Annotated in this window: 19 protein-coding genes; 15 read left to right on the plus strand and 4 right to left on the minus strand. The window is 51.9% G+C overall.

What is annotated here, in order from left to right; genetic code table 11:
• Positions 1-23: 23 nt before the first annotated feature.
• Positions 24-989 carry a DUF1385 domain-containing protein gene (locus AC0YOB_RS12930; RefSeq protein WP_379114559.1) on the minus strand — a complete coding sequence of 322 codons (966 nt, stop codon included), beginning with the start codon at positions 987-989 and terminating at the stop codon, positions 24-26.
• A gap of 210 nt (positions 990-1,199) precedes the next feature.
• Here AC0YOB_RS12930 and AC0YOB_RS12935 point away from each other — a divergent pair, with 210 nt between their 5' ends.
• From AC0YOB_RS12935 to AC0YOB_RS12960, 6 genes are all read left to right on the plus strand, one after another.
• Positions 1,200-1,790, plus strand: a complete 591-nt coding sequence (locus AC0YOB_RS12935) for a YqhR family membrane protein (protein ID WP_475793164.1) — start codon at positions 1,200-1,202, stop codon at positions 1,788-1,790.
• A gap of 92 nt (positions 1,791-1,882) precedes the next feature.
• Positions 1,883-2,326 (plus strand): type II 3-dehydroquinate dehydratase, encoded by a 444-nt coding sequence (aroQ, locus tag AC0YOB_RS12940; RefSeq protein ID WP_475793165.1) that lies wholly within the window; start codon positions 1,883-1,885, stop codon positions 2,324-2,326.
• A gap of 79 nt (positions 2,327-2,405) precedes the next feature.
• Positions 2,406-3,479, plus strand: a complete 1,074-nt coding sequence (locus AC0YOB_RS12945; protein ID WP_475793166.1) for a M24 family metallopeptidase — start codon at positions 2,406-2,408, stop codon at positions 3,477-3,479.
• A 261-nt stretch (positions 3,480-3,740) separates the two neighbouring features.
• Positions 3,741-4,298 (plus strand): elongation factor P, encoded by a 558-nt coding sequence (gene efp, locus AC0YOB_RS12950; protein WP_475786446.1) that lies wholly within the window; start codon positions 3,741-3,743, stop codon positions 4,296-4,298.
• Between the two features lie 196 nt (positions 4,299-4,494).
• Positions 4,495-5,748, plus strand: a complete 1,254-nt coding sequence (locus tag AC0YOB_RS12955; protein ID WP_475793167.1) for an aspartate kinase — start codon at positions 4,495-4,497, stop codon at positions 5,746-5,748.
• Between the two features lie 415 nt (positions 5,749-6,163).
• On the plus strand, positions 6,164-6,658 hold the full coding sequence (locus tag AC0YOB_RS12960) for a CcdC protein domain-containing protein (protein ID WP_210041967.1): 495 nt from the start codon (positions 6,164-6,166) through the stop codon (positions 6,656-6,658).
• 55 nt (positions 6,659-6,713) lie between these two features.
• Here the strand turns inward: AC0YOB_RS12960 and AC0YOB_RS12965 are convergent, their stop codons facing one another.
• From AC0YOB_RS12965 to comA, 3 genes are all read right to left on the minus strand, one after another.
• The gene (locus AC0YOB_RS12965; RefSeq protein ID WP_210041965.1) at positions 6,714-7,175 is read right to left on the minus strand and encodes a DUF441 domain-containing protein; all 462 of its coding nucleotides are present in this window, start codon (positions 7,173-7,175) and stop codon (positions 6,714-6,716) included.
• Between the two features lie 98 nt (positions 7,176-7,273).
• A complete protein-coding gene (locus AC0YOB_RS12970; RefSeq protein ID WP_210041963.1) occupies positions 7,274-7,984 on the minus strand; it encodes a 2-phosphosulfolactate phosphatase in 711 nt (236 codons plus the stop codon).
• A 29-nt stretch (positions 7,985-8,013) separates the two neighbouring features.
• Positions 8,014-8,874: a phosphosulfolactate synthase gene (gene comA / locus AC0YOB_RS12975; RefSeq protein WP_210041955.1), complete on the minus strand. Its 861-nt coding sequence runs from the start codon at positions 8,872-8,874 to the stop codon at positions 8,014-8,016.
• 202 nt (positions 8,875-9,076) lie between these two features.
• On the opposite strand from comA, the gene AC0YOB_RS12980 reads away from it, so the two are divergent.
• From AC0YOB_RS12980 to AC0YOB_RS13020, 9 genes are all read left to right on the plus strand, one after another.
• Entirely contained in the window at positions 9,077-9,343 is a 267-nt protein-coding gene (locus AC0YOB_RS12980) for a YqhV family protein (RefSeq protein ID WP_475793557.1), read from the plus strand.
• Positions 9,344-9,528: 185 nt separating this feature from the next.
• Complete coding sequence (gene spoIIIAA, locus AC0YOB_RS12985) at positions 9,529-10,539, plus strand: stage III sporulation protein AA (RefSeq protein WP_475793168.1); 1,011 nt, start codon at positions 9,529-9,531, stop codon at positions 10,537-10,539.
• Positions 10,532-11,050: a stage III sporulation protein SpoIIIAB gene (spoIIIAB, locus tag AC0YOB_RS12990; RefSeq protein WP_475793169.1), complete on the plus strand. Its 519-nt coding sequence runs from the start codon at positions 10,532-10,534 to the stop codon at positions 11,048-11,050. Before spoIIIAA ends, spoIIIAB begins: the two co-directional genes overlap by 8 nt.
• A 16-nt stretch (positions 11,051-11,066) precedes the next feature.
• Positions 11,067-11,270 carry a stage III sporulation protein AC gene (gene spoIIIAC, locus AC0YOB_RS12995; RefSeq protein WP_210041931.1) on the plus strand — a complete coding sequence of 68 codons (204 nt, stop codon included), beginning with the start codon at positions 11,067-11,069 and terminating at the stop codon, positions 11,268-11,270.
• A 30-nt stretch (positions 11,271-11,300) separates the two neighbouring features.
• Complete coding sequence (gene spoIIIAD, locus AC0YOB_RS13000; protein WP_475786450.1) at positions 11,301-11,696, plus strand: stage III sporulation protein AD; 396 nt, start codon at positions 11,301-11,303, stop codon at positions 11,694-11,696.
• Between the two features lie 3 nt (positions 11,697-11,699).
• On the plus strand, positions 11,700-12,950 hold the full coding sequence (spoIIIAE, locus tag AC0YOB_RS13005; protein ID WP_475793170.1) for a stage III sporulation protein AE: 1,251 nt from the start codon (positions 11,700-11,702) through the stop codon (positions 12,948-12,950).
• 60 nt (positions 12,951-13,010) lie between these two features.
• The gene (gene spoIIIAF / locus AC0YOB_RS13010) at positions 13,011-13,832 is read left to right on the plus strand and encodes a stage III sporulation protein AF (RefSeq protein ID WP_475793171.1); all 822 of its coding nucleotides are present in this window, start codon (positions 13,011-13,013) and stop codon (positions 13,830-13,832) included.
• A 58-nt stretch (positions 13,833-13,890) separates the two neighbouring features.
• Entirely contained in the window at positions 13,891-14,529 is a 639-nt protein-coding gene (gene spoIIIAG, locus AC0YOB_RS13015; protein ID WP_475793172.1) for a stage III sporulation protein AG, read from the plus strand.
• Positions 14,530-14,568: 39 nt separating this feature from the next.
• Entirely contained in the window at positions 14,569-15,258 is a 690-nt protein-coding gene (locus tag AC0YOB_RS13020; RefSeq protein ID WP_475793173.1) for a SpoIIIAH-like family protein, read from the plus strand.
• Positions 15,259-15,556: the final 298 nt, after the last annotated feature.

The following is a 15,556-nucleotide window of genomic DNA, read 5'->3' on the forward strand; positions in this document are numbered from 1 at the left end:
TTTACAACCTCTTTAGCGTCCTCTTATAAAGGCTGAGGCTGACTGCCTTGACGGTCCAGTTCAAGCATCCGGTTGAAGGATGCGATGGAAACCGCTACCTGATCATCGTTGGGTTCTTTGGTCGTCAGCTTTTGCAGCCATAATCCCGGATAACCCAAGTACCGGAGCACCGGAAGCTCACGCATGGAATTGGTGACGCGAAGCGCCTCATAAGAGAAGCCGAGCACAACGGGCAGAAGCAGGACCCTGATATAAATCCGCTCCCACATGGAATCCCAATGAAAGAAGGAATACACGATGACGCCGACCAGGACGGAGAACACCATGAAGCTGCTTCCGCAGCGATAATGAAGACGGGTGAACTTTTGCACATTGGCCACAGTCAATTCGACACCGGCTTCGTAAGCGCTTATCACTTTATGCTCGGCGCCGTGATATTGGAACAAACGCTTGATAAGGGGAGTCAGTGAGATAATATACAGATAACAGAGCAGGAACAGGATCTTGATTCCGCCTTCAATCAGGTTGTGTACTATTATATTCGAGAACGCACGTCCAAAGATCAACTCTTCGACTGCGGCAGGAACGACTGTGAATACAAGTTTTCCCACGATGAAGGAAATAATACCGGCGACGGCTACGCCGACGATCATGCTCAGGCTCCAGCCGCTTTTTTCCTCGGATTTGGCTTCCTTCTGCGCCTTGTCCTCCTCTTTCTCAGCAGGCAATTCATCCTCGGCATAGGATTCCATGGAGAAATTCAAATGCTGTGAGCCTTTCGCGCTTGATTCCAAAATAGCGACGACGCCTCGCAGCAGCGGGATCTTCTTCAGCTTCTGAATCCATGTTTTTGTGGTCCGCGGCACTTCATAAAAGATAATTTCATTGTTCTTACGGCGCACTGCCGTAACGTTCGCATGTCTGCCGGCAAACATGACCCCTTCAATAACGGCTTGTCCGCCATATATATTGCGCGAATTTTGCGACAAGGGCGAATCACCATCCTTTTTTGTTTCGGCGTTTTAGCCGTTTCTCATGAAGAGCTTTATAGCTCTTATTGTACTTGATTCCGGCTGTGATTGCGAGTGGCACACATCAGCCATAAATCCCATTAATGCCAATCGTTTACCAGAGCTGGAACCGGCGCATACTACCATTTGGAAGCCGCATCGATCAACGAGAGACTGGAGTGATGTACCATGCCGGACCAAAATTCAAGCAGCGGGGAAAACAAAGTGAAAAACGAGGATGCACAGAAGAGGAACAAAGACGGCAAGCGAACTGGAGACTACAACGGAGAACACCGGACCAATGCCTTTTTGTATTGTATGATGCTTGGTTTTTTCGCCGGACTTTTTTGGGGACTGACCAGATGGATGTTACATTTGTTTCATTTTACCAAAGTCAATCCTGCTTTTATGGCGGATCCCTTTTTCCTGCAGTCTTTTCTCAAAACAGGCTGGGGTCAGCTCGTAGGACTGGGCTGCTTTATCGTATTCTCGATGGCGGCGGCGATGCTTTACAAGCTCATTCTTGGCCGTATAAGAGGGCCATGGGCCGGATTATGCTACGGCTTGCTGTGGTGGGGCATCTTGTTTGCCTGGGCTGGCCCGTGGCTGCTTGTGACGCCTCCCTTCATGAAGCTGGGCGTTGACAGCATGGTCAGCGAACTGTCGGTATTCCTGCTCTGGGGCTTGTTCATAGGCTATACAATTGCGTTTGAATTCACCGACGAAGCCTCGCGGGAGCCAAGCAACGCAACCGGCAAATTGTCGAAAATGGGTTCCTGACAGGACAATCGTAAAGCAGAGGGGCTGTCTCTTCTCAAAGCAAGGGTCTTTGTGGTAAAATGGCAATTGATCTATGCGCCGGGAGGAACAACATGGCAACTATTCTAGTACTTAACGGACCCAACCTGAATATGCTCGGCGTTCGCGAGCCAGCTGTATACGGTACGACGACATTGGCAGAAATCGAATCGATGGTTGCAGGATTGGCTGCATCGCTTGGTGTTGGTATCTCGTTCTTCCAGTCGAATCATGAGGGTGCGTTGATTGACCGTATTCACGAAGCATACGGCCAAGAGGACGGTATCCTTATTAATCCTGGCGCGCTGACCCATTACAGCTATGCGCTCAGGGATGCCTTGAGCACCGTTGGACTTCCTGTTGTTGAGGTTCACCTGTCGAATATTCACAAACGCGAGCCGTTCCGCCACGTTTCTGTCACTGCGCCTGTCGCGCTGGGTCAAATCGCCGGATTCGGCTCACAGAGCTATGTTCTGGGCTTAAATGCACTCGTGCATCATTTGACCCAGCAGGCTTGACTGGTTCAGGCACGGTAAGCACCACGCGGAATATGGCCTGGTTATATTTTTACATGCGGTATCTGAAAGGGTGGTATGGATGACGAACAATCGATTGGCAGGCATCAGAGGCAAGCTCTCCGGGCTTAAGGCAGACGGTATTCTCATTACAAGCGCAGCTAACCGGCGCTATCTGAGCGGGTTTACCGGCTCTGCGGGCGTTCTCCTGATAACAGAGGCGCACAGCTGGCTGATTACTGATTTTCGTTATATGACGCAGGCACCGCTTCAAGCAGCCGCATTCACAGTTGTTGAGCATGGGCTGAATATGCTGGACACCGTCAAGGAACTTGCCGCATCGGCCGGAATCCGAAATCTTGCCTTTGAGGAAGATCATGTCGTTTACAAAGAGTATGCGTCCTGGAAGCAGCAGCTTGGCAGCATTGAGCTCATTCCGGCCGAAGGAGCAGTGGAAGCCTTGCGGCTCATCAAGGATGAGGCTGAGCTCACCGTTATGATTGAGGCGGCTGCATTGGCTGATGATACGTACAAGCATATCCTGAGTTTTATCAAAACCGGTGTAAGCGAGCGCTCCATCGCCCTTGAGATGGAAATGTTCATGAGAAGCAAAGGGGCGACTTCTTCTTCCTTTGACACCATCGTTGCTTCAGGCGAGCGTTCGGCACTTCCGCACGGCGTCGCAAGCGAGCGAATCATTGGACGGGATGAATTTGTCAAGCTTGATTTTGGAGCGTATTATAAAGGTTACTGCTCTGATTTGACCAGAACTGTGGTCATCGGTACTCCGACGGATAAGCATAAGGAGATTTATGCGATTGTTCTGGAAGCCCAGTTGACTGCGCTTGCCGGCATCAAACCGGGCATGACCGGCCGGGAGGCCGACTTGCTGGCGCGCGAGGTCATAACCAGATATGGTTATGGGGACTTTTTCGGACATGGAACGGGCCATGGGCTGGGAATGGAAATTCATGAAGCGCCAAGGCTGTCAAAGACGGGAAATGTCGTGCTGCAGCCGGGTATGACGGTTACCGTTGAGCCTGGGATCTATCTTCCGGGATTTGGCGGAGTTCGGATTGAAGATGACATTGTCATCACCGAAACCGGGAATTCGTTATTGACCTCATCTCCGAAGGAGCTTACGATTTTGGAATGAGTGCTTTACATAAACGCTATAAACTCAAAAAGTGTATGCTTCAAAAAGTGAGTTTTCAGCTCTAATGAGCGATGATTCCAAGAAGTTAACGCTAAAAACTCAAAGTGTATGCTTCCGAAGTGAGTTTTCGGCTCTAATGAGCGATGATTCCAAGAAGTTAACGCTAAAAACTCAAAGTGTATGCTTCCGAAGTGAGTTTTCAGCTCTAATGAGCGATGATTCCAAGAAGTTAACGCTAAAAACTCGTAGGAGGAAACAAAAGTGATTTCTGTTAATGATTTTAAGACGGGTCTTACCGTTGAAGTGGAAGGCGATATTTTTACAGTTATTGATTTTCAACACGTTAAGCCAGGCAAAGGCGCTGCCTTTGTCCGCTCCAAATTGAAAAATCTCCGCAACGGCAATACCGTGGAGAGAACCTTCCGTGCAGGCGAAACGATCGGCCGCGCTATAATCGAGAATCGTGCCGTACAATATTTGTATAATTCCGGTAATGAATACTCCTTTATGGATAACGAAACGTACGATCAATTTGAGCTTCAGAAGAAGCAGCTCGAATGGGAAATCAATTTCCTCAAGGAAAACATGACCGTTAACATCACCAGCTATCAAGGTGAGATCCTTGGCATCCAACTGCCGAACAGCGTGGATCTGAAGGTCGTGGAAACAGAGCCAGGCATCAAGGGCAATACGGCACAGGGCGCTACGAAGAACGCAACTGTCGAGACCGGCCTTACGCTTCAGGTTCCCTTGTTCATTAACGAAGGCGATGTGCTGCTGATTGATACGCGCGAAGGAAAGTATGTTTCCCGCGCTTAAGCCTCTTATCCCCTGATGTAATGCAAAAAAAAGGCCGTCCCGCTTCGGTTGGGGCGGTTTTTCTGTACCCAAGAAGGCTTCGTTATGATATAATTTTAATTTGTATAATTCTTAGTGCCTGGCGGGATGGGAAACGTTTTTCAAGCCCAGGCATCGCTATTATGCTGATAAGAAAAACGTTGGGAGTGAATAAGCGTTGTCGTTGATAGTTATGAAGTTCGGCGGCAGCTCCGTCGGTTCCACAGAACGGATGCAGCGTGTTGCACGGCGAATTGCCGATTACAAGGAAGCAGGCCATAAGGTGGTCGTCGTAGTCTCCGCCATGGGGGATACGACGGATGATTTGATAGATCAGGCAACAAAACTTAATGAGAGCCCCCCGGCGCGGGAGATGGATATGCTGCTTTCCACCGGAGAGCAGATTTCCGTCGCGCTTTTGTCGATGGCGATTCATAAGCTCGGTCACAGCGCAAAGTCTTTTACAGGCTGGCAAGCCGGCTTCCGTACAGAGTCCGTTCATGGCAAAGCCCGTATTACGGATATCCAGCCTGACCGGCTGTTCAGGGCACTGGAGCAGGGCAACGCGGTTATTGTAGCCGGTTTTCAGGGAATGACCGATGACGGTGAAATTACAACTCTCGGACGCGGCGGCTCTGATACAACTGCTGTAGCATTGGCAGCTGCGATCAATGCTGATGTTTGTGAAATTTTTACCGATGTGGACGGCATTTACTCAACGGACCCGCGGATTGTGAAATGTGCCCGCAAACTGGATGAAATTTCGTATGATGAAATGCTTGAGCTCGCGAATCTGGGCGCTGCTGTCCTGCATCCGCGTGCTGTGGAATACGCCAAAAATTATAATGTGCGCTTGGTTGTTCGTTCAAGCTTTACCCAAAACGAAGGAACGAGCGTGAAAGGAGAAGCGGTCATGGAGCAGGGGATTGTCGTTCGCGGCATCGCATATGACAAAAACGTAGCCAGAATCAGTATTTTAGGCGTTGAGGACACGCCAGGCGTGCTCGCCAAAGTATTCGGCGCGCTCGCTTCAAGCGGCATCGATGTCGATATTATTGTGCAAAGCGGCGTCCAGGATGGAAAAGCCGACTTTTCCTTTACAGTCGGATTGGGCGATAAGGACCGGGCAACCGCTGTAGTAGAGGGCATTCGCGGTGAAGTGCCTTTCCGCGAGCTCGAAACGGAGGAGAATCTGGTTAAAGTCTCGATTGTCGGCGCAGGCATGGTCAGTAATCCCGGCGTTGCAGCCAAAATGTTCGAGGCGATCTATAAACTTGGCGTCAGCATCAAATTGGTCAGCACCTCGGAAATCCGCTTGTCCTGCATCATTGCAGCCGAGCCGGTCCACGATGTTGTGCGGGCGCTGCACACCGCTTATGGACTGGACACAGCGGAACAGGCTTTTGTCGGGGGACCGCAAGACAGGCGCTAATGCCCCCTGAATCCCTCCCTAAATCCCTCCTGAGGAGGGACCCCAAGGGCCGCCGGCCCTCTGGACACCCGGATGGGATAACGTTGGCGTTACAGAGAACCGCGTGCTAGTGTCTTTTGTGCGAGGAGCGTTTACGTCCCATTCGGGACACACTTCCATCCTGCACTCCCGGGGTGCCTGGTGGATTTTGTCCCTGAATAACGTGGGCGCTGCAGAACACGCGGGACGTGGTATTCATAGGGGAGTTTACTTTAGCTGGATCCGTCAGGATGTTATTCTCTGGCGGTTTATTTGAAACATGAAGAAGGCCGCCAAGGAACGATTGGCGGCCTTTTTCATGTTAGTGGGTTAGTTTTTTGTGATGGAATAAGGATGCTTGGCATTTCACACAATAACGACTACCAGGGGGTTGCTCATGAATACGCAAGAATTAACGGGATATGCATTCGCTGCTGTTATTATTTTGCTGGTGATCTGGCTGCGAAGCCGGGGGACGGGCCGCCCAATCCGCAACAGAGGAATCGGCATGCTGTTTCCGGTTCTTCTGCTGCTCATTGTATTCGGCTTCACGATCCAATCCTTAACTCATATACCTGATCATCCCTTCCGGATGCCCGCGCTGTGGGAGCTGCTGCTTGCTGGACTTCTGGGAGTGGGGCTTGGCAGCATCATGCTGTACCACACGGGTTATGAGAAACGCGAGGATGGACTCGTTTATTCCAGGCGCAACAAAAACTTTAAATATGTGATTATCGCGGTCATAGTCATACGTATCGCGTTGTCTCAATATTTCAAGGGTCTTGATTACACGGAATTTACGATTCTGACAATGGTATTGGCTTATGTGTATGTCTGCGTTTGGCGCATCGGAAGCTTTATCAAGTTCCGCCGCATCTACTCCGGCAATTAAAGCAAGCAAGCTTTTATTCATGGGCTGCTGTGAACAAAGAAATCAAACGTTTTGTTTAAAAGCGGTTTGCGATCAATTGGAAGATCTTGAACAAAATTGCCGTTATGCCAGCCGCCATGAGAGGGCCCACAGGTATGCCGCGCATGAAAATAATGCCGATAATGGATCCCACAACAAGACCAACGATAAGCTGGGGATCGAATTTAAGCATCTCCAGCCCTTTTCCATTGACATAAGTAGCGGCCGCGCCGCCAATCAGCGCAAGTATGCCCGGCCAGGATAATAATGCACCCATAATATCTTTCGATTGAATCCGCTCGGAAGCGAAGGGAACCAGGACACTGAAGGTCAGAAACAGCAGCCCCAGCTCCATACCCCGCCGCTCGATGGTAGGCAGGTACCGCTCGAAATGTGTGAGCTTTACAATCAGCAGTATGCACGCTGCCGTCGAAATAATTGGAGATCGGCCAATCAATCCGATAATGATCAGGACAACCAGTATAATTTCCCCGCCCATGCCTGCATGCTCTCCTTTAACCTGTTAGCATCGCCGCAAGCATCGGCCGCGGCGTCCATACTCCCATTGTATGGAACAAGCCCCTCCATTATGTTATTTCAACCTCTTACAATCATGTCACCTTGCATCCGGGGGATAATTTCACTGCTGTCCAACTGGGCGCAGTGCCTTACATCGCGCGACATGCCCAATTTGATCAACCGCTTTCCGGTGGCGCTTGCAGCCAGGGTCTCATAAATTCGTCCGGAAGCATTGTTATAGAGACTCAGCATGGCGGCTGCGAAATCATCCATTTCCAAACCGGATGGACTTCCTGCCTGTAGATTCGCTACGATAGCTCCGGCGCATAACCCGTCCTCAAGCGCGAATTCATCATGGCTCCCGGAGCATAACAGCACAATATCGCGCCGAAGCTCCAGTGCGGCCCGCGAACAGGCTGCTGCATTAAGGAGAGACCCGGCCAATAGATGGTCGGCTCTTGCCGCTTTATGCAGCGCTCTCGTCCCGTTGGTTGTAGTCAAAATAATCCGGCGGCCCATAACCGCTTCAGATGTGAATTCATCCGGTGAATTGCCCAGATCAAATCCGGGTATTTTACGGCAAAAGCGTTCTCCTGCCAGCAGGTCGGAAGGGCGCTGCAGCGCCCTTGCTTCCAGCACGGTTTCCACGGAATAAATGCCTGAGGCGCCTGCCTGAAGAGCGGCAACAATGGTGCTGGCCGCTCTCAATACGTCGATTACAATGGCCGTTCGATGCGTGAAGCGGTCCGCCTGCGCTTCATTAACGCTTGAAATCACCTGGACATGCATACTGGTACCGGCCTCCTTGCCTTGTCAGGCTAAATCATATAATGAATCGGTAATTCATTTTTCAAGCCGAAGCTGAAAGTATCCGAGCGCAATCCCCGGCGCATGGTCTCCAGTGACAATGCATCCTGCGGAGGAATATTGCCCAGATGCGCCTCGGGACCGAATGTGCGAAGCAGCAGCGCTTGCTGCTGTTTAAGCGGCGTTTCCCACATGATCCGGCTGATGCCTCCGAATGACCGTTCCACAGCCAGCAGCACCTCTTCCTTGCAATCGCCATTCTCGTCAAATAAGCCTACTCCCACACCGGACTCCCGCGCTTCAATCGTTATGAGCTCAGCGCCTGCGTACCAGTCCGCATCGGCTGTTGCCTGCAGCTCCGCTATATCGACCGTAGAGCCATTCAGCTTCTTGCCGTACTCGGTTACAACCTGCAGGCCGTGGTTCAGACCCTCGCGTATCAATTCCGAACGTCTGCTTCTGGAGAGCTCTATCGTTCCATCCGATACTTCCACTCCATTAAAGCCGAGGCGGCATATCGTTTCGAAGAACGCCGGTACCAGCTCCTGGCTGACGGCTGCTTCCAGCAGCGTACCGCCTGGCATAATAAGGATTCCGTGCCGTTTGGCCAGCTCGATCTTGCCAAGGAGCAGTTCGGTGGGATAGAGGGGGGCTGTTCCAAAACCGATCTTCACACAGGTAATATAGGCTCCGGCTGTCTCCAATAGATCCGAGAAACCGTTTTGGCCCAGACCTTTATCAATGACCATGGTTTGCCCGCGTCCGACGGTCCGGTCCGCGTCGTGCTTATTTTCCGGCTCAAGGGGTGTGATGCGCTGGCCGCCGGGATTCTGCAGCCTTGCAGGCCATGCTGGACGGGAATTTGATCTCATACCTGAAATCTCCTCACTTTTAAATAGGTAATAAAAATAGTCTTAACGCCCATTACCAAAGCAATATATGCAGTACGGGAAGGGCGTGTGCCCGCTGGAAGTATCATCCAAAGGAGTTTACATTATCGGTATGAACGGCAGACAAGCCTGCATAAGCTTTACTAGAACAAGCAATAGTCTTCAGGCGGGAGGTGAAGATCCCATTTTCAATAAAATCGTTTTAACTATGGCATCGCTGAGAGTATTGTCCGGAACGCTGGAAATATGCGCAGCCATATGGATGCTTCGTTTGAACCAGATCGACAAGGCATTGGCAGTCAATGCTTCGCTGGCACTGGTAGGGCCGATTATATTAATTACAACCACGACGGTTGGCCTGGTTGGTATGTCGGATAAGCTCTCGTTTGGCAAAATCGTCTGGATCGTGGCAGGCGTTGCCTGCCTCCTGACCGGGATTCTCAAAAAATAGCTGAATTCCCGGCATCAATCGGACAAGCGGGCAGTCATAATACTCAGCTTGTCCGAATAGATTGAAACTAGTACCTAACACTGATCACGTCAATATAAATAACCTCGGTCACTTACGCTGACTACGGCTCTATGAAACTACCGCCGCGGCTAAACGATAATCATTACCAGAGGAGGAATGCCTGCATGCTGGATCGTGTAACACATTTGCTGCCCTTGGAACTGATTGCCGTGCTTGAGCGGATTCCGATTCATGTGAGAACCGTCATAGAAGAATTGCGGATACGGGAAGGCCGACCGCTTGAAATCGGTACAGGGGAAGGGTTTTGGTTTGTCGGCGAAGACGGCCAGCTGCTTGCCAAGCCTGAGATGGCGTACAAGCCATCTCCGGAGCTGTGCCGCAAGCTGCTGGAGCGTGTAACGAATCATTCGCTGTATGCGATGGAGGAGGAGCTCCGCCGGGGCTATATTACAGTCGCCGGCGGCCACCGGATCGGCATTGCCGGCCGGACGATTCTGGAGGGCGGGGCGGTACGGGGCATCCGGGATGTATCGGCATTCAATTTCAGAATCGCACGCGAAGTCATTGGCGCAGCCGCGTCGCTGCTGCCCAAGATGCTGGATATAAATCGGCGCACCGTTCACCCGGCTCTCATTATTGCCCCGCCGCAGCAGGGGAAAACAACGGTTGTGCGGGATCTGGCAAGAGCCATAAGCAGCGGTGGCTGGGGACATCCCCTGGCTTCCGGCTGGCCGGCCCGCAAGGTTGGCATTATCGACGAGCGGTCGGAGATTGCCGCTTGCGTCCGGGGAGTGCCGACCTTTAACGTCGGTCCCAGAACCGATGTAATGGATGCTTGTCCAAAAGCGGAAGGAATGATGATGATGCTCAGATCCATGTCGCCGGAGGTGATGATCGTGGATGAAATCGGCCGTGAGGAGGATGCGGATGCGATTCTCGATGCCAGCCATGCCGGCGTGATCGTGATTGCTACCGCTCATGCAAAGGATATGGAGGATGCCCGTGGGAGGCCGGTACTCCGCAGACTGCTGGAGCAGGGAGCATTTGCGATCGGCGTGGAGCTTCGCCGCGGCGTCAATGCCCCTGTGAGCAGGGTTGTACCGGTCAGGGCCGGCGGGAGAGCGCCGGCCGCCCGCGAACCGACCCTCACTCCGGGAGGTGATGCCTTTGGTTAAGCTAATTGGCGCAGCGCTGATCCTCTTCGCAGGAACGATGATCGGGTTCATACAGGCATCCCGCTATGCAGCCCGCCCGCGCCAAATCCGCCAGCTTATACAGGCGGTGCAGCGGCTGGAAACGGAGATTGGATACGGTTATACGCCGCTGCCGGATGCCTTCGAACGCTGTGCGGCCCATTTGCCGGAGCCGGGGGCCTCGATATTTCGGGGAGTCAAGGAGCGGATCAATCAGCCTGAGGGGCTGACCTTCCGGGAATGTTGGGAGCTCTCGCTCGCCGATCACTGGCCGGGCACAGCAATGAGGATTCCCGAGAAGACGGCTTTGATCCGTCTGGGTTCGGCGCTTGGCATCAGCGACCGTGAAGACCAGATCAAGCATATGCGTCTTGCCGTTCAGCAGCTGAAGGCAGAAGAAGATGCGGCACGGGATGACCAGGCGCGTTACGAGAAGATGTGGAAGAGCCTTGGCGTCCTCATCGCAGCGCTTGTCGTCATTTTGATCGTTTAGTGGGGTGCCAATAACAATGAACATGGATGTTAGCGCCATATTTCAAATTGCGGGGATCGGCATTATTATCGCCATGATCCATACCGTGCTGAAACAGATGGGGAAGGAAGACATGGCGCATTGGGTGACGCTCATCGGATTTGTGGTTGTGCTTTTTATGGTAGTCCGGATGCTCGACGAGTTGTTTCAGGAAATCAAAACGATCTTTCTTTTTCAATGACGAAGGGGATTTAGGGCAGGTGAACCGGAAATGGAAATCATCCAGATCGTCGGCCTAGGGCTGATTTCAACCGTGCTGATCTTAGTTGTTCGTGAGCAGAAACCGATGTTTGCTTTCCTGCTCGCCGCCTTCACCGGCTTGTTTATCTTCCTGTATGTCATCGGCAAAATAGAAGCGGTCATTGGAATTCTTGAGCAGCTGGCAGACCGGTCAGGCATCCCTTCCATTTACCTGAAAACCATTTTGAAAATTATCGGTATCGCGTATATTGCGGAGTTCGGCGCACAAATCGTGCGGGATGCCGGCCAGGAAAGCGTCGCATCAAAAATCGAATTTGCCGGCAAAATTCTGATACTGGTCATGGCCGTTCCCATTATTAGCGTCATCGTTGAGACGGTGCTCGGCTTGCTGCCGGCAGGGAGTTGAAGCATGATGAAGCAGCATTTGATCCGCTGGGCAGCCGCAGCCCTGCTTGTCCTTCTCGTTGTGCTTTTCTTGATCCCGGCAGCAGCTCTCGCCGCAACCGTCCCCGATAATCAGGGTGCGCCCGATCCGGCAATCCAGTCAAATGACGATGCCGCGGGCATCAATGAGAGTCTGGCGGACGAGCAGCTCCAGGGAATCGATGCGTCGGCAGTCGAGAATTACTGGAACCAGCTGATGACCGATTATGGAGGTTTTTTTCCAGACCGCAAGGTTCCAAGCTTCATGGATATGATCACACCGGGCGGGGAAGGCCTTAAGCTGTCCACCGTGCTCTCGGGTCTGCTGCGGTATATGTTTCATGAAGTTCTTTATAACGGCAAGCTGCTTGTAACCATCGTGATCCTTACCGTATTCAGCATGCTGCTGCAGACGATGCAAACCGCCTTTGAACGCAATACAGTCAGCAAAGTGGCATACAGCATTACCTACATGGTTATGATCGTGCTGGCGGTTAACAGCTTTACGGTGGCCATCGGGTATGCCAAAGACGCTATCGGCGGAATGATTCAATTCATGATGGCGATGGTGCCCTTGCTGCTTACTCTGCTGGCTACCATGGGAAGTATTGTGACCGTTTCTGTGCTGCATCCGCTCATTATTTTCATGATTCACGCTGTCGGGTCTGTCATCTATACCATCGTCTTTCCACTGCTCTTCTTCTCGGCGGTGCTGCAGATCGCAAGTGCCATGACGGAGAAATTCAAGGTCACCCACCTGGCTAATGTACTGCGCAATTTCAGTGTAGGTCTTATGGGCGTCATGCTGACCGTCTTCCTGGGGGTGATCTCCGTACAGGGGGCAACCAGCTCGGTAACGGATGGCGTTACGATGCGTACGGCAAAATTTATTACCGGGAATTTTGTTCCCGTCATTGGCCGGACATTCTCCGATGCGGCGGATACCGTGATGTCGGCTTCGCTTTTGGTCAAAAATGCAATCGGTCTTGCCGGGGTTATCATTCTCATTTTCCTCTGTGCTTTCCCGGCAATCAAAATATTGACACTCGCTCTCATCTATAATGTGTCTGCCGCAGTTATGCAGCCCCTGGGTGACAGTCCGATCGTCGAATGTCTGCAAACCATCGGCAAGACGCTGATTTATGTATTCGCGGCGCTTGCCGCCGTGAGTCTGATGTTTTTTCTCGCCGTGACGATCATTCTGACCGCGGGCAATGCGTCCGTAATGATCAGGTAGAGGCTCACAGGGGCACAAGGCGGACAAATACTCTTTCGCCCGGCAAAGGAGGGCAACACGATGCTGACCTGGCTGGCTTCTTGGCTGCAGCAAATTATAGCGGTCGTGCTGTTGGCGGGGTTCATCGATCTGCTTCTCCCCAACCAGACCATGCAGCGTTATGTCAGGCTTGTTGCCGGATTAATCATACTGCTTACGATTTTGACGCCGATTCTGAACCTGCTGCAGGGCGATTTCAGCACAAGGCTGGATCAGAATATGCAGAACTGGTTCAAAAGTGAGCCGGCCAAGGGAGAGCTGCGGATGCCGACGCTTCAGGATATCGAGCGTGACGCAGATGCGCTCAGGATCAAACAGCAGGCTTCCGTCGCCACATTGACGGAGAAGCAGCTGGCTGAAGCGATGCGCGCCCAAATTACCCGGAGTACGGGCATAACGCCGTCTGAAGTGATGGTGAAGCTGGAAGCCGGCACTGGCAAAAGCAATCAGGATGCCCGGGTTGTATCCGTTGTCGTCACTCTCCCGGATCAAACCGGATCAACCTCGGAGATTCCCGACAGCTCGACGGCTGTGGAGAAGACAGGAGAAATCAATGTTGGCGGACCAGACGACTCTATCGAGCAGAAACCGGACAATCCGGCAGAAACGGGAAAAGGCATGAGACCGGTGGATGAAATCCCTGCCGTTGATGTGATCGTTCAGCTTGATTCGGACAAGGCAGATTCGCAGGCTGCTCCGGGGCAGCCGGGCGAAGCCGGATATCAGGCTTTAAGCGGAGGCATTGCCGATGCGATCAAGCAGCTGCTTCGGAATGGATGGGCTGTAGATTCGCAATCCATTCTGGTTCGCCAGAAGCAGGAGTTGCCAAGGGGGAACGAGTAGAGACAGGAACAACGCGGTCAGAAGTGTTCTGGAAGCAGTTTGAAAGGAGAGAGCCGAAGTGGCCAAATGGCTGGAGGGAATCGAGAGTATGGTTGGCGGTGGGCCGGGGGGACCGAAGCGGGTACGGACATTGCGCTGGCTGCTCATTATTGGAGGGATCGGAGCCGCGCTGATGCTGGTAAATTCCTTTCTGTCCTTCCAGCCTAGCGAGCCCTCCACGCAGGTGCCCGATGAGACGGCATCATCCGATCAGGCAGCATTTTCAGGTAAAGGCTCCGGCGATCCGGCAAGCTTCGCATCAATCGAGGAACCGCTGGAGAACCGCCTTAAAGATATATTGGAGAAAATCGTAGGGGTCGGATCGATTGATGTTCTGATTACGATCGATTCGACGGAAGAGATCGTAGTCAAGCAAAATGAGAAGGAAACACAGCAAATTACCGACGAGAGCGATAAGAATGGAGGCAAACGGCATATGACCTCCATCACCAAAGACGGACAAGTCGTGCTTTATGAGGCTGAAGGCGGCCAAACGCCATTCGTAGTCAAACGCATCAAGCCGCAAATACGGGGTGTTCTCATTGTCGCTAAAGGAGCGGAGAACGCAACGGTTCGCCGGCTTATCCTGGATGCCGTTGAGAAAGGGTTCAACGTCCCGGTCAGCCGCATTTCGGTTGTGCCGAGAAAATATCAATAATGGAATTCCAACCAATCGATTAAGGGAGGCTGTTCTTAAATGAACACGAAAAGACAAACGGTATGGCTTGTGTCAATGCTGAGCTTGATGGTGATTTTATCCGCTTATTACTTGTTTACCGAGGACGTAGACACTTCATCCGACATGCTTACAGACGGCACACAGCAGGAACAGCAGGTTCAGTCGGACGCAACGGAAGCCTCAACAGCGGATACGACACAGGATAATGGCATTACTGTGACAGAGGTTACGGGCGCTGCCAACAGTGATAATGCGGCTTCTGCGGCAGACAATCAAGCTGCCGGAGAAACAGCCGATGCCGTGAAAACGGATGAAGAGGTCATCAACGAAATAGAAGCGTCCGGAGGAGCAGTCAGCACGGTCTTCAATGATATGCAGGAGAAGCGCGATGAGAAATTCTACAGTGAAATCAATCAGCTTTACGGACAAATCTCGGACACGAAACAAAAACCGGAAGAAGCAAGCGCGGCGGTGGAGCAGATCAACCTGCTGGAGGATAAGAATACCCGCATTACCGGCATTGAAGAAGAGCTGACCAAGGAATTCAGCAATGCCTTCGTGTCGGAGGAAAATAACAAGTACAAAGTTGTCGTTCAGAGCGACAAGCTGGAAAAAAGCCAAGCCGACAGCATCATGATGCTGGTTATGAATGAACTGGAAGTCGGCGGTGACCAGGTGTCCGTTCAATACATTCCGAGCAATAAATAACGCTGTAAGCCCCGCTGCCGGGAAAGCAGTGGGGTTTTTTTCCATTAAGGCTATGTAAAAAATGGGTTCGTCTTCACGGGCATTTGTGCTATAATAGGTCTGTTATGAGCAAGTATTTGGTATTTCCTGCAGCGGCATATATGTATTTTCATGCGAAAAGGCAGAAAAGCAATTGCAGTAAGCAGAAATCCAAGCGTATGCTTTCGAAGAAAGCTTTCAGCTGTCAGGGAAGCATATTCGAGAAGTAAGCAGAAAACCAAGCGTATGCTTTCGAAGCAAGTTTTCAGCTGTCAGGGAA

The organism is Paenibacillus sp. JT31N17, assembly GCF_056269255.1.